12 protein-coding genes are annotated in these 12,658 nt (G+C 63.8%); 5 read left to right on the top strand and 7 right to left on the bottom strand.

Annotation, left to right across the window (positions count from 1 at the left end; genetic code table 11):
• Positions 1–2: 2 nt before the first annotated feature.
• Positions 3–1,196: a kynureninase gene (gene kynU / locus AC3WTO_RS00715; RefSeq protein ID WP_492458763.1), complete on the top strand. Its 1,194-nt coding sequence runs from the start codon at positions 3–5 to the stop codon at positions 1,194–1,196.
• A complete protein-coding gene (gene kynA / locus AC3WTO_RS00710) occupies positions 1,193–2,029 on the top strand; it encodes a tryptophan 2,3-dioxygenase (protein ID WP_492458762.1) in 837 nt (278 codons plus the stop codon). The genes kynU and kynA overlap by 4 nt, the downstream gene beginning before the upstream one ends.
• A gap of 239 nt (positions 2,030–2,268) precedes the next feature.
• Here kynA and AC3WTO_RS00705 read toward each other — a convergent pair whose 3' ends face one another.
• The 7 genes from AC3WTO_RS00705 to AC3WTO_RS00675 form a co-directional block, all read right to left on the bottom strand.
• Positions 2,269–2,706 carry a RidA family protein gene (locus AC3WTO_RS00705; protein WP_492458761.1) on the bottom strand — a complete coding sequence of 146 codons (438 nt, stop codon included), beginning with the start codon at positions 2,704–2,706 and terminating at the stop codon, positions 2,269–2,271.
• An 11-nt stretch (positions 2,707–2,717) separates the two neighbouring features.
• Complete coding sequence (locus AC3WTO_RS00700) at positions 2,718–3,908, bottom strand: acyl-CoA dehydrogenase family protein (RefSeq protein WP_492458760.1); 1,191 nt, start codon at positions 3,906–3,908, stop codon at positions 2,718–2,720.
• A 2-nt stretch (positions 3,909–3,910) separates the two neighbouring features.
• Positions 3,911–4,753 carry an enoyl-CoA hydratase family protein gene (locus AC3WTO_RS00695; protein WP_492458759.1) on the bottom strand — a complete coding sequence of 281 codons (843 nt, stop codon included), beginning with the start codon at positions 4,751–4,753 and terminating at the stop codon, positions 3,911–3,913.
• A 111-nt stretch (positions 4,754–4,864) separates the two neighbouring features.
• Entirely contained in the window at positions 4,865–5,320 is a 456-nt protein-coding gene (locus tag AC3WTO_RS00690) for a cupin domain-containing protein (protein WP_492458758.1), read from the bottom strand.
• A gap of 24 nt (positions 5,321–5,344) precedes the next feature.
• Positions 5,345–6,124, bottom strand: coding sequence for an SDR family NAD(P)-dependent oxidoreductase (locus tag AC3WTO_RS00685; protein ID WP_492458757.1), 780 nt, complete (start codon positions 6,122–6,124; stop codon positions 5,345–5,347).
• Entirely contained in the window at positions 6,121–8,445 is a 2,325-nt protein-coding gene (locus AC3WTO_RS00680; protein WP_492458756.1) for a bifunctional salicylyl-CoA 5-hydroxylase/oxidoreductase, read from the bottom strand. Before AC3WTO_RS00680 ends, AC3WTO_RS00685 begins: the two co-directional genes overlap by 4 nt.
• 389 nt (positions 8,446–8,834) lie before the next feature.
• Entirely contained in the window at positions 8,835–9,575 is a 741-nt protein-coding gene (locus AC3WTO_RS00675; protein WP_492458755.1) for a GntR family transcriptional regulator, read from the bottom strand.
• Positions 9,576–9,753: 178 nt separating this feature from the next.
• On the opposite strand from AC3WTO_RS00675, the gene AC3WTO_RS00670 reads away from it, so the two are divergent.
• From AC3WTO_RS00670 to AC3WTO_RS00660, 3 genes are all read left to right on the top strand, one after another.
• Positions 9,754–10,740, top strand: coding sequence for an ABC transporter substrate-binding protein (locus AC3WTO_RS00670; RefSeq protein WP_492458754.1), 987 nt, complete (start codon positions 9,754–9,756; stop codon positions 10,738–10,740).
• Between the two features lie 176 nt (positions 10,741–10,916).
• Positions 10,917–11,696: an ABC transporter ATP-binding protein gene (locus tag AC3WTO_RS00665; protein ID WP_492458753.1), complete on the top strand. Its 780-nt coding sequence runs from the start codon at positions 10,917–10,919 to the stop codon at positions 11,694–11,696.
• The gene (locus tag AC3WTO_RS00660) at positions 11,696–12,619 is read left to right on the top strand and encodes an ABC transporter permease (RefSeq protein WP_492460004.1); all 924 of its coding nucleotides are present in this window, start codon (positions 11,696–11,698) and stop codon (positions 12,617–12,619) included. The genes AC3WTO_RS00665 and AC3WTO_RS00660 overlap by 1 nt, the downstream gene beginning before the upstream one ends.
• Positions 12,620–12,658: the final 39 nt, after the last annotated feature.

Raw genomic sequence — 12,658 nt, 5'->3', positions numbered from 1 at the left:
CCATGACCGACTTCACAAGGACGCGCAGCCTCTTCCACATGCCGGACGGCGTGTTCTATCTCGACGGCAATTCGCTGGGGCCGCTGCCGAAAAGCGCGACCCAGCACGTGCAGGAGATGATGACCGCGCAGTGGGGCGAGCAATTGATCCGCGGCTGGAACGCATCCGGCTGGATGCTGCAGCCGCGCAAGCTCGGCGACCGCATCGGCAAGCTGATCGGCGCTCCCGAAGGCACGGTCGTCGTCGGCGACACGCTGTCGATCAAGGTCTATCAGGCGCTTGCCTCCGCGCTGGAGCTCAATCCGTCGCGACGCGTCGTGCTCTCCGACAACGGCAACTTCCCGTCCGACCTCTATATGGCGCAGGGTCTGCTGCGCTCGCTCGACAAGGGCTATGAGCTGAAAGTGGTCGATCCGGAAGAGGTCGAGGCAGCGATCGACGACAGCGTCGCCGTGCTGATGATCACCGAGGTGGACTACCGCACCGGCCGCCTGCACGACATGAAGAAGCTGACGGCCAAGGCGCATGCCGCCGGCGTGCTGACCGTCTGGGATCTGGCGCATTCGGCCGGCGCTCTGGCCGTCGACCTCGAAGGTGCCAAGGCCGACTTCGCTGTCGGCTGTACCTACAAATATCTCAATGGCGGTCCCGGCGCCCCGGCCTTCATCTATGTCGCACCGAAACATGCCGGCAAGGTGCGCCCTGCCTTGTCCGGCTGGCTCGGCCATGAGAGCCCCTTCGCCTTCGACCTCGACTACCGCTCGGGCGCCGGCATCGACCGCATGCGCGTCGGCACCCCGGCGGTGATCGCCATGGCCGCGCTCGATGCCGCGATGGATGCCTGGGACGGCGTGTCGATGGCCGACGTGCGCAAACAGTCGATCGCGCTCGCCGATCTCTTCATCCGCGAGGTCGAGGCACGCTGCCCGGAGCTGACGCTCGCCTCGCCGCGCAACGGTGCGGAACGCGGCAGCCAGGTGTCGTTCCGCCACCCTGAAGGCTACGCCATCATGCAGGCGCTGATCGCGCGCGGCGTGATCGGCGACTTCCGTGCGCCCGACGCCGTCCGCTTCGGCTTCACGCCGCTCTACATCGGCGAGCAGGAAGTGCTCGGCGCGGTCGGTATCCTGGAAGACGTCATGAAGAACAAGCTCTGGGACGAGCCCCAGTACCGCAAGAAGGCGCTGGTGACATGAGCAAGCCCTACGATCCTTCCCAGGAAGGCGCGCAGATGTCGTTCAAGGAACGCATGGCCTATGGCGACTATCTGCACCTTGAGCGCATCCTGGATGCGCAGGAGCCGCTTTCCACCGCCCATGACGAACTGCTGTTCATCGTGCAGCACCAGACGTCGGAACTGTGGATGAAGCTGGCGATCCACGAGATCCGCTCGGCGATGCGCGAGATCCGTTCCGACCGGCCGCAGCCGGCGTTCAAGATGCTGACGCGCGTGGCGCGCATCTTCGAGCAGTTGAACAATTCCTGGGACGTGCTGCGTACCATGACACCCAGCGAATACACCGAGTTCCGCAACTCGCTCGGCCAGTCCTCCGGCTTCCAGTCCTATCAGTATCGCGCCGTCGAATTCATGGTCGGCAACCGCAATGCGGCCATGCTCGGACCGCACGCGCATCAGCCGGACCTGATCGCCAAGCTCGAGGAAATCCTCGCCGAACCCAGCCTCTATGACGAGGCGCTGCTGCTTCTGTCGCGCAACGGCTTCGACATCGGCGCCGACGCCACCCGCACCAGCTGGCGCGAGACGCGCGAGGAGAACCCGCAGGTTCTGGAAGCGTGGAAGGCAGTCTATGCCGCGCCGCAGAAATACTGGGACCTCTATGAACTCGCCGAAAAGCTCGTCGATTTCGAGGACTACTTCCGGCGCTGGCGTTTCAACCACGTCACCACGGTGGAGCGCATCATCGGCCTGAAGCGCGGCACCGGCGGCACCGGCGGCGTCTCCTATCTGCGCAAGATGCTGGAAGTGGTGCTGTTCCCCGAACTGTGGACCGTTCGCACGGTACTATAAGGCCCGCCGTCCCGGCCAAGAATCGCTTGGCCCGCGCGGCCCCTCATCGCCCTACCGGGCACTTCTCCCCGTATAGTGACGGGGAGAAGGACGCTGGCCGCGATGACGGCGCTATTCCTGCAACGCCGGCGATTGGCGAAGGCCTTGGCGGGAGCGGACTTCTCCCCGTTCACGGGGAGAAGATGCCGGCAGGCAGATGAGGGGCAGCACCGCAGTCCGAAAGAGAACGTCAAACCTCCTCAGTCAGGGACGACCGCGGTTGCCTGGATTTCCACCAGCGCTTCGTCCTCGATCAGGCCCGACACCTGGACCACTGCCATGGCCGGGAAGTTGCGGCCCATGGTCGCCTTCCAGGCGGCGCCGATCTCCTTCAGCGACGAGGAGTAGGCTTTCCGGTCGGTCACGTACCAGGTCATGGTCGTGATGTGCTCGGGGCCGGCGCCGCCCTCACGCAGGATGGCGATGACGTTCTCCAGCGTCTGCCGGATCTGGCCCGGCAGATCATGCACCTCGAACTTGCACTGGCTGTTCCAGCCGATCTGGCCGCCGACGAAGATGGTACGGCCGCGTGCCTCCATGCCGTTGGCGTAGCCGATCGGCTTCGCCCAGCCTTCGGGCTGCAGCACCCGGTGCGGCGTCGTGGCGGCCTTGTGTTCGGAGATTGCGGTCACAGTCATGTCTACTCCAGTCATTTCCCGGCCTTCATCAGCTCGCGGCCGATGATCAGCTTCTGAACTTCCGTTGCGCCCTCATAGATGCGCAGCGCTCGGATCTCGCGGTACAGCGTCTCGGTGATCTCACCGACGCGTACGCCGCGCCCGCCGAACATCTGCAGCGCCTGGTCGATCACCCATTGCGCGTTTTCGGTGGCCGTCATCTTGGCCATCGCCGCTTCGCGGGTGATCGGCAATTTCTGCACGTCGCGCCGCCAGGCGGTGCGCACGGTCAGGAGCGACGCGGCATCGATCGCCGTTGCCATCTCGCCCAGCGTGCTTTGCGCGGTCGGCAGATCGGCAAGCGTGGCGCCGAACATCTTGCGCGCCTTGGCATGCGCCACCGCTTCGTCGAGCGCACGCCGTGCGAAACCAAGGGCAGCGGCGGCAACCGACGGGCGGAAGATGTCCAGCGTGCGCATGGCGATCTTGAAACCCTCGCCCGGCTGACCGAGCAGGTTGGCTGCCGGTACGCGACAGTTTTCGAAGCGGATGCGGGCCAGCGGATGCGGCGCGATCGTCTCGATGCGCTCGGCAATGTGGAAACCGGGCGTGTCGGCATAGACGACAAAGGCGGAGATGCCGCGCGTTCCCGGAGCTTCGCCGGTGCGGGCAAAGACAGTGTAGACGTCGGCGATGCCGCCGTTGGAGATGAAGACTTTCTCGCCATTGAGCACGAATTCGTCGCCCTGGCGCTCGGCCGACGTGCTCATCGCGGCCACATCCGAACCGGCTTCCGGCTCGGTCAATGCGAAGGCCGAGATCAACTCGCCTTTGGCGATCCTTGGCAGGATGCTCTGCTTGATCTCAGGCGAGCCGGACAGGCTGATGGCGCCGGTGCCCAAGCCCTGCATGGCAAAGGCGAAATCCGCCAGCCCGTCGGCATAAGCGAGCGTCTCGCGGACCAGGCAGAGCGAACGGCTGTCGATTTCCACAGCCGCGCCGCCGAATTCCGACGGCACGCAATGGCGCAGGAAACCGCCGGCGCCGAGCTTGCGAACCAGCCCCTTGCAGGCGCCGTCGGCATCGTGGTGGTCGATGTGGCCAAGACCACCGCCGCCGACGAAATGATCGAGGTCGGCAGCAAGCTTCCTATGGTTCTCGGCAAAGAACGGCCAGTCGAGATGATCCCGCGTCGGGCCGCCGGAACGCTGCGGATTGTCCATCGTCAGTTCCCTTCGAAAACCGGCTTCGTCTTGGCAGCGAAGGCCTCGAAAGCACGGCGGAAATCGCCCGTCGCCATGCAGATGGCCTGCGCCTGAGCTTCGGATTCAATCAGTTCTTCAATGCCCATCGACCATTCCTGGTCGAGCATCTTCTTGGTCATGGAATGCGCGAACCACGGTCCATCGGCGAGATTGCGGGCGAAACGCTGCGCCTCGGCCAGCATGACGGGGCGCTCATGCAGCGCATTGTAGAACCCCCAAGCATGGCCTTCGGCGGCCGACATCGAGCGGCCGGTGAACAGCAACTCTGCGGCACGGCCCTGGCCGATGATGCGCGGGAGAATGCCGCAAGCGCCCATGTCGGCGCCGGCCAGACCGACGCGGGTGAACAGGAAGGCGGTCTTGGCTTCAGGCGTCGCGACACGGTAGTCGGCACTCATCGCCAGGATCGCGCCTGCGCCGGCGCAGATGCCGTCGACCGCGGCGATAATCGGCTGCGGGCAGGCGCGGATTTGGCGAACCAGGTCTCCGGTCATGCGGGTGAAGGCCAGAAGCTCCGGCATCGCCATCTTGGTCAGCGGTTCGATGATCTCGAACACGTCACCACCAGAGCAGAAATTGTCGCCGGCGCCGGCCAGGACGATGGCACGGACATCGCTGGCCTTGTGCAGCGAGCGGAACAGGTCGCCCAGCTCCTCATAGCTTTCGAAGGTCAGCGGGTTCTTGCGCTCCGGCCGGTTGAGCGTGATCGTGGCGACACGGCCATCCGCATCGGTCTCGAACAGGAAGTGCTTGGCCTCGTGGCCCTTGAAGGGGCGCTTCTTGTCCAGCATCGCGTCGGTCATCGCTCATTTGTCCTTGCTTGATTCCAGTACGCCTATCGGCGTGCAGGCCTTGCTTGCTTCCGGCACGCCCATCGGCGGGCCGGTGTGTCGTCCTGTTATGCGGGCCGGTCGTCAGTCGTTGGCCGACGGCGGCAGGAAATCCACGTCATGTTCAGCCGAGAGCCGCACCACTTCCTCGACATCGGTGAGGTTGTGCAGTTTCCTGAACAGGTCCTCGAGATTACCGGCGGGCGACACCCAGAACAGCGCACGCGCCGGCTTGTCGGACTTGTTGAAATAGCCGTGCGGAACGCCGCGCGGCAAGCGCACCAGATCGCCGGCCTTGGCCGTGGACCACTTGCCGTCGAGCTTCAGTTCCAGTTGCCCTTCCTGCACGAGGATGAATTCCTCCTGCGTCGGATGGATGTGGACCGGCACGAACTGTCCGGCTTCGCTGTTGGTCTCGAAGGCAAAGCTGGAAGCGCAGGTGGCCTTCGGAAAATAGCGCTGGCCGAGAATGTTCCACTCGGTTTCTTCGTAGCCGGTGCCGTTTTCAGTGATGCCTTTTTCCAATGCTTTTTCAGTCATGTGTTCCTCCCTTTTTATTTGTAGTCAGCCTGCCATGACCTCACCGCCGGCAACGGCGATCGCCTGGCCAGTGATGGCGCCCGCTCCCTCGGACGCCAGCCACAGCACCGCATCGGCCACCTCCTGCGGCGTCACCAGACGACCCTGCGGATTGGCGCGGGCAAGGCTGGCGCGGGCCTCATCGGCGGTGCGGCCGGTCTTGCCGACGATGGTGTCGACCGCGCCGTCGAGCAATGGCGTGTCGGTGAAACCCGGACAGACGGCGTTGACGGTGATGTCGGTGCGGGCAAGCTCCAGCGCCAGCGCCCTGGTCAGGCCGATGACGCCGTGCTTGGAGGCGCAATAGGCCGAAACGTAAGCGTAGCCGGTCAAGCCGGCGGTGCTGGCGACGTTGACGATGCGACCCTTTGCAGCCTTGCGGATCGATGGCAGCAAGGCCTGCGTGACGAGGAAGGTGCCGGTCAGGTTGATACCGATGACGCGGCCCCAAAGTGCGGCATCCGTGCGTTCGAAGGGCGCTGATGGCGCCTCACCGGCACAGTTGACCAGAACCGACACGTCACCCGAGGCGGCGATCGCCCTGGCGCTTCCCGCTGCGATCGCCTCGGCGTCGGTCACGTCGAACCCATCGATCACGACGGATCGGCCACCACGGGCCGCAATCTCCCCGGCAACCTCTTCCAGCGGTCCGGCGCGGCGGCCGGCCAGCGAGACGACATGCCCGCTCTGTGCCAATGCGAGCGCGATGGCACGGCCGATGCCGCTGCCGGCACCGGTGATGAAAGCGTGACGCGTTGCGCTCATTTGCGCCCCGACGCTTCGGCCGCGGCGCGGGCCAGGTTGGCCTCATATTGCTGCCGGCTCGCATAATACTGCTTCGGCCAGACCTGGCCGGAATAACCGACCTTGGCAGCTTCGTGCATGACGAAGGACGGGTCGGCAAGATGCGGACGGGCGATGGCGCAGAGATCGGCGCGGCCGGCCGCGATCACCGAATTGGCGTGGTCGGCCTCAGAGATCGCACCGACGGCGATGGTCGGCACCTGGACCTCGTTGCGGATCTTGTCGGAGAAAGGCGTCTGCCACATACGGCCAAAGACCTGCTTTTCCTGCTTCACCACCTGCCCCGACGAGCAGTCGATGAGGTCGGCACCGGCGTCCTTGAACATGGCCGCGAAGATTGCGGCGTCCTCCGGCGTGTTGCCGCCTTCATACCAGTCATTGGTCGAGAGGCGGACCGAGATCGGCTTGTCCTCGGGCCACACCGCGCGGATCGCCTGGAAGACCTCGAGCGGATATCTGGCGCGCGCCGCATGGTCTCCGCCATATTCGTCGTCGCGAAGATTGGTCAGCGGCGACAGGAAGGCGGAGAGCAGGTAGCCGTGCGCACAGTGCAGTTCGAGGATGTCGAAACCGACTTCGTCAGCCCATTTCGTGGCTTGCACGAAATCCGCCTTGATCCTTTCGAGATCCTCCTTCGTGGCAGCGCGCGGCACATCCGAATTGGGCAGATAGGGAATCGCAGAGGCCGAGATCAGCGGCCAACCACCCTGCTCCACCGGCTGGTCGGTCCCTTCCCAGGCGACCTTGGTCGCACCCTTGCGGCCGGCATGGCCGAGCTGGATACCGATCTTGGCCGGCGTGTCGTTGTGCACGAAATCGACGAGACGGCGGTAGCCTTCCTTCTGTTCCTCGTTCCACAGGCCGAGACAGCCCGGCGTGATGCGCGCGTCAGGCGACACGCAGATCATTTCCGGGAAGACCAACGAGGCGCCGCCCATGGCACGGGAGCCGAGATGGACGAGATGGAAGTCGTTCGGCATGCCGTCCTTGGACGAATACATCGCCATCGGCGAGACGATGACGCGGTTGTGCAGCGTCAGGCCACGCGCCCTGTAGGGCGTGAACATCGGCGGGATCGGGCGGCCATTCGGTTGGGCCGGCGCGCCGGCACGCTCGGCGAACCAGCGCTCGTAACCCTCCAGCCAATCCTTGTCGCGCAGACGCAGATTTTCGTGGCTGATGCGCTGCGAGCGCGTCAGCATCGAATACATGAACTGCTCCGGTTCCAGCGTGTCGGCATAACGCGTGCCGACCACCTCGAACCATTCCATGGCATTGCGGGCGGCATTCTGGATGCGCGCGACATCGACACGGCGTACTTCTTCATAGGCCTCGAGCACGACCGGAATGTTCTTGGCGTCGTGCCCCGCGATGTTGAACTGGTTGGTCAGCTCGATCGCGTCATCGATGGCAAGCTTGGTGCCCGAGCCAATGGCGAAATGCGCGGTGTGGGCACTGTCACCCATCAGCACGACATGGCTGTTGCCGTTGAAATGGCTCCACTTGCCGCAGATCAGGCGGCCGAAATTCAGCCAAGCCGAACCGCGCAGATGGCGCGCGTTGGTCATCAGGCTGTGGCCATCCAGCGTTTCGGCGAACAGCTTTTCGCAAAAGGCGATCGACTGGTCCTGGTCCATCTCGTCGATGCCATGCGCCTTGAACACCTCATCGGTGGTTTCGACGATGAAGGTCGAGGTGTTGTCGTCGAAGCGGTAGATATGGGCCTGGAACCAGCCATGCTCGGTGCGCTGGAAATCGAAGGTGAAGGCGTCGAAGGCCTTGCTGGTGCCGAGCCAGATAAAGCGGTTCGGCCGCATCACCATGTCTGGCTGGAAGATGTCGGCGTATTTGTTGCGGATACGCGAATTGACGCCGTCCGACGAGATGATGAGATCGGCGTCGGGGAATTCCTCGTCGCCGTTCACTTCACGTTCGAACACCATCTCGACGCCGAGTTCGATGCAGCGATCCTGCAGGATGTTCAGCATCTTCTTGCGGCCGATGCCGACGAAGCCGTGACCGGTGGTGCGGATCTTGCGCCCCTTGAACACCAGCTCGATGTCGTCCCAGTGGTTGAACGCGTCCTCGATGGTCGCCGCCGTTTCCGGATCCCATTTGCGCATCGACTGCATGGTGGCGTCGGAGAACACCACCCCCCAGCCGAAGGTGTCGAAGGGGCGGTTGCGTTCGACCACGGTGACCTGATGTTCGGGGTTCTGCTTCTTCATCAGCAGGGCAAAATAGAGCCCAGCCGGTCCGCCACCGATACACACGATCTTCATGGTCATCTCCGCTCTGCTCACGGCCAATCGAGGCCGTGCGTGAACCATGAAAGGATAGTGGAGCCTATCCGAATATATTTCAAGCTTAAAATGATTGTCGCAGACGATCTTTCGACCGGCGTCGCACAACCTCGCCGATGGCCCAGCCCCAGCCGGGGACCGGCAGCCGCTCAAGAGCGTGATTTTCTGTGTTGTCTCGAGTGCCCCCCTCTCCGTCTCGGGCGTTGCCCGATCCACCTCTCCCCCGCTTTACGGGGGCGAGGAACCCAAGCTGGAAAGGCGCAGGCACTTCAACTGCGGTTCCTCGCCCTGCCGAAGGCGGAGAGAGGTGGATCGCCCAAAGGGCGAGACGGAGAGGGGGCTTGCACCCGCAGCCAGCATTCCCGATGTCAGGCAGCCTCGCCGGCGTCAACGCCTTCGAAAGTGACGAAAGCCTGCAAGGTGAAGGAGATGTGCTCCGTCATCAAAGCCCGGGCGCGCTCGATATCGCGGTCGAAGGCCGCATCCATCAGCTCCGTGTGATGATCGATGCCCATGGCGTCATGCAACGCCGCAACCGCCTTCTCGAAATTGCCGCCACGGCCGCGCGCAGCGCGCAGCATCGGTGCGAGACTGAGGAAGTGCTGATGGCGGCGAAGCTGGTCGTAGACCATAGCCTGGAAGCGCAGCAGCCAGGCTGAGCTCGCAGCGCTGACAAGGGCCGCATGGAAGGCGGCGTGGCGTTCATCCCACTCCTCGATCGCAGTCTCGGACGGATCTTCCGGCGAAAATTTACAACGGGACAGCCGGTAATGCGCGGTGACCACCGCCGACTCCCATTCGGCTCCACCCTTGCGGATGGACTCCTCCAGCAGTGGCAGCTCGACCACTTCGCGGGCCCGGATGAGGTCCTCCAACTCCGCGCGCGAAACCGGTGCGACCGCGAAGCCACGGTTGCTCACCGCAGTGACCAGCTTCTCCGCTTCCAGCCGCGACAACGCCTCGCGCAACGGCGTCCAGCCGAAGCCATAGATCTGGTTCAGCGCGCCGAGCTTCAACGGCGTACCCGGCTCCAGCCGCGTGGTCAGGATGTCCCGCCGCAGCCGCCAGTAGGCCGCTTCCGTCTTGGTCGAGGGCTCCTCATCCCGCATCGCACTTTTCCTCCACGCAAGGATCATATATTTGGCGGGCCGATCGGCAAAATAATATATCAAACATCCACAGCAGATATTTTATATATAAACCTTTTGACAAGGTTTGCCGACCGGTTATGATGCAATCTGGGGCGCCGGGGAGAAGACGGCCGCTTGCCAAATCTGGGAGGAAAACATGATTTCGTCTAAGGCCGGATGGCTGTCCGGAATAGTACTTGCAGGTTCGCTGATCGCCAGCGTCGTCAACGCCGCCGCAGATCCGATCCGTATCGGCATTGCCAATTTCGGCGAGCATCCGCAGCTCAACGCCTCGATCGCCGGCTTCAAGAAGGGCCTGGCCGAAAACGGCTTCGTCGAGGGCAAGGATGTGGTCTTCACCGAAAGCCACACCAATTTCGACGCCACGCTGGTGCCGCAGATGATCGAGAAGCTGAAGGCGGAAAACCCGAAGCTGATCTACACCGTGACCACCCCTGTGTCGCAGATCGCCAAGCAGCAGCTCGCCGGCAGCGGCATCAACATCGTCTTCACCGCCGTGACCGACCCGGTCGCCGCCAAGCTGGTCCCGTCGTGGGAAGCCGGCGACACCGGCATCACCGGTTCGTCCGACCTGCAGGACGTGGCAGCGGTGATGGAATTCACCAAGAAGCTGCTGCCCGAGGCCAAGCGCCTCGGCGTTCCGTACAATCCGGGCGAGGCCAATGATGTGGCCGTGCTCGAAAAGATCAAGGAAGCCGCGCCCAAGGCCGGCTTCGAAGTGGTTGCAGTCGGCGTCGACAACGTCAACGACATCCAGCAGCGCATCGCCTCCTTGGCCGGCAAGGCCGACGTGATCTACACGCCTGCTTCCAACCTCCTGCAGCCGGCGATCGCAGCCGTTTCGGCCGCTGCCCGCCAGGCCGGAATCCCGATCGTCAACTCCGACGACGGTGCCGTGCGCAAGGGCGTGGTTCCGGCCAGCTTCGCGGTCAATTACGATCAGGTCGGCCTAGCCGCAGGCAAGATCGCTGCTGAAATCCTGAAGGGCAAGGACCCCAAGGAAATCCCGCCGTTCCGTCCGGCCTATGCCGATCACAGCCCGCTGATCTCGAAGAAGGTCGCGGCTGACTTCGGCATCAAGATCCCGGCGGCGCTGGACGACTGCAAGTGCTTCGCCGACTGAGTTCGGTAAAGTAAGGACAGCGTGGCGGCGCCCGGAACTGAACACTCGGGCGCCGCTTTTTCTTAAGCACCAGGAAGCTGCTGCCGTTGTGATGCACAGCGGCTCCTGAAAGATTGGACAGCGCGCGTCATGGTCGGCGGAACCCGCCGCCGGACCGTTGCGCCGGGAGGGTGCGGATGCTGGAAATAAAATCGGCACGCAAGATATTCTTCAAAGGACAGGCCGACGAAAAGATCGCGCTCGACGGCTTGAGCCTCTCGCTCAAGACGGGTGATTTCGGCGTTGTCATCGGCTCCAACGGTGCCGGCAAGAGCAGCATGCTCAATGCCATCTCCGGCGCGTTGATACTCGACACCGGCAAGGTGCAGATCAACGAAACCGACGTGACGGGGATGCCGGTCTACAAGCGGGCTGCCAAGCTCGCTCGCGTCTTCCAGGATCCGATGAAGGGCACGGCCGCCTCGATGACGGTGGCCGAGAACATGCTGCTGGCCGACCTGCGCAGCCAGAAGCGCCGGCTGCGCCAGGGGCTCAACGCCACGCGGCTTGCCGCATACAAGGAGCGCCTGGCACTGCTCGGCCTTGGGCTTGAGAACCGATTGGATACCCGCGTCGAACTGCTTTCCGGCGGCCAGCGCCAGTCGCTTTCGCTGATCATGGCGGTGGGTGGCGAACCGGAACTGCTCTTGCTTGACGAACATACCGCCGCGCTCGACCCGCGCACGGCCGATATCGTCATGAAGGCGACCATTCGTGCGGTTGAGGCGCTGAAGCTCACCACGCTGATGGTCACGCACAACATGCAGCACGCCGTCGACTATGGAAACCGCATCATCATGCTCGACGCCGGCAAGGTCCGCCTTGAAATCACTGGCGAGGAAAAGAAACAGACCTCCGTTGCGGACCTGATCGGCCATTTCGCCGTCAAGAGCGACCGCATGCTGCTCGCGAGCTGATCGCCATGATCCAGGACATTTTCTCGAGCTTTGTCGCGCTCGTTCCCGTCACCCTGGCGCAGAGCCTCATCCTCTCCTTCGTGGTGCTCGGCATCATGATCCCGTTCAGGATGCTCTCCTTCCCGGACCTCACCAGCGAGGGCGCCTTCCCGCTCGGCGGCTGTGTCGCCGGCGTGCTTCTGGCGGCCGGACAGTCGCCGCTGACGGCGATCGCTGCCGCACTCATCGCCGGCTTCGCCGCGGGTTGCTGCACGGCCTACATCCACCTGCGCTTCCGTATTCACACGCTGCTCGCCGGCATCCTGATGATGACGATGCTCTACTCGATCAATCTGCGCATCATGGGCCGCTCCAACCTGTCGGTGTTCGGCATGCCTTCGCTGTTCCAGTGGTCGCCCTTCGGCCAGCCGGGCTTCCCGAGCACCAAGATCGTCATTGCCGGTGCGCTCGGCCTGCTCGTGCTCATACTGCTCTATCTGTTCTTCAAGACGGAACGCGGCACCGGCATCCGCGCGGTCGGAGCCAATCCCGACATGGCCGAAGCCCAGGGCATCAATGTCTGGACGGCGACCATCGGCGGTGTTGGCCTGGCGAGCGCGTTTTCGGCGCTCAGTGGCTCCCTGATGGTGCAGTCGCAGGGTTTCGCCGACGTCAATATGGGCCTCGGCATCCTCATCAACGGCCTGGCCGCGCTGATGATCGGCGAGGCGATCACCGGCAAGCAGACGGTGCTGCGGCAACTGGCAGCACCTTTCGTCGGCGCTGTCGTCTACTACCAGCTCGTCTCGCTGTGTCTGGCCGCCGGCATGCCGCCGCCCGACCTGAAGCTGGCTACCGGCATGTTCGTGCTGCTGATGCTGGCGCTGCCCAGCCTGAAGCGCGGCAGGTCACCCGGCGCCGCCCGCGAAGTGATGCGGGAGTGACAGAACAAAGGCCGCACAGCGAACGCTGCGCGGCCTTTT

This window comes from Mesorhizobium sp. EU05-FHT14A09 (genome assembly GCF_058790995.1).
This window is presented reverse-complemented; position numbering and strand designations above follow the sequence as displayed.

What these genes read in the sequence shown, in the direction of transcription:
- kynU (WP_492458763.1), top strand. Translation starts at nt 3, where the DNA reads ATGACCGACTTCACAAGGACGCGCAGCCTCTTCCACATGCCGGACGGC.
- kynA (WP_492458762.1), top strand. Translation starts at nt 1,193, where the DNA reads ATGAGCAAGCCCTACGATCCTTCCCAGGAAGGCGCGCAGATGTCGTTC.
- AC3WTO_RS00705 (WP_492458761.1), bottom strand. Translation starts at nt 2,706, where the DNA reads ATGACTGTGACCGCAATCTCCGAACACAAGGCCGCCACGACGCCGCAC.
- AC3WTO_RS00700 (WP_492458760.1), bottom strand. Translation starts at nt 3,908, where the DNA reads ATGGACAATCCGCAGCGTTCCGGCGGCCCGACGCGGGATCATCTCGAC.
- AC3WTO_RS00695 (WP_492458759.1), bottom strand. Translation starts at nt 4,753, where the DNA reads ATGACCGACGCGATGCTGGACAAGAAGCGCCCCTTCAAGGGCCACGAG.
- AC3WTO_RS00690 (WP_492458758.1), bottom strand. Translation starts at nt 5,320, where the DNA reads ATGACTGAAAAAGCATTGGAAAAAGGCATCACTGAAAACGGCACCGGC.
- AC3WTO_RS00685 (WP_492458757.1), bottom strand. Translation starts at nt 6,124, where the DNA reads ATGAGCGCAACGCGTCACGCTTTCATCACCGGTGCCGGCAGCGGCATC.
- AC3WTO_RS00680 (WP_492458756.1), bottom strand. Translation starts at nt 8,445, where the DNA reads ATGAAGATCGTGTGTATCGGTGGCGGACCGGCTGGGCTCTATTTTGCC.
- AC3WTO_RS00675 (WP_492458755.1), bottom strand. Translation starts at nt 9,575, where the DNA reads ATGCGGGATGAGGAGCCCTCGACCAAGACGGAAGCGGCCTACTGGCGG.
- AC3WTO_RS00670 (WP_492458754.1), top strand. Translation starts at nt 9,754, where the DNA reads ATGATTTCGTCTAAGGCCGGATGGCTGTCCGGAATAGTACTTGCAGGT.
- AC3WTO_RS00665 (WP_492458753.1), top strand. Translation starts at nt 10,917, where the DNA reads ATGCTGGAAATAAAATCGGCACGCAAGATATTCTTCAAAGGACAGGCC.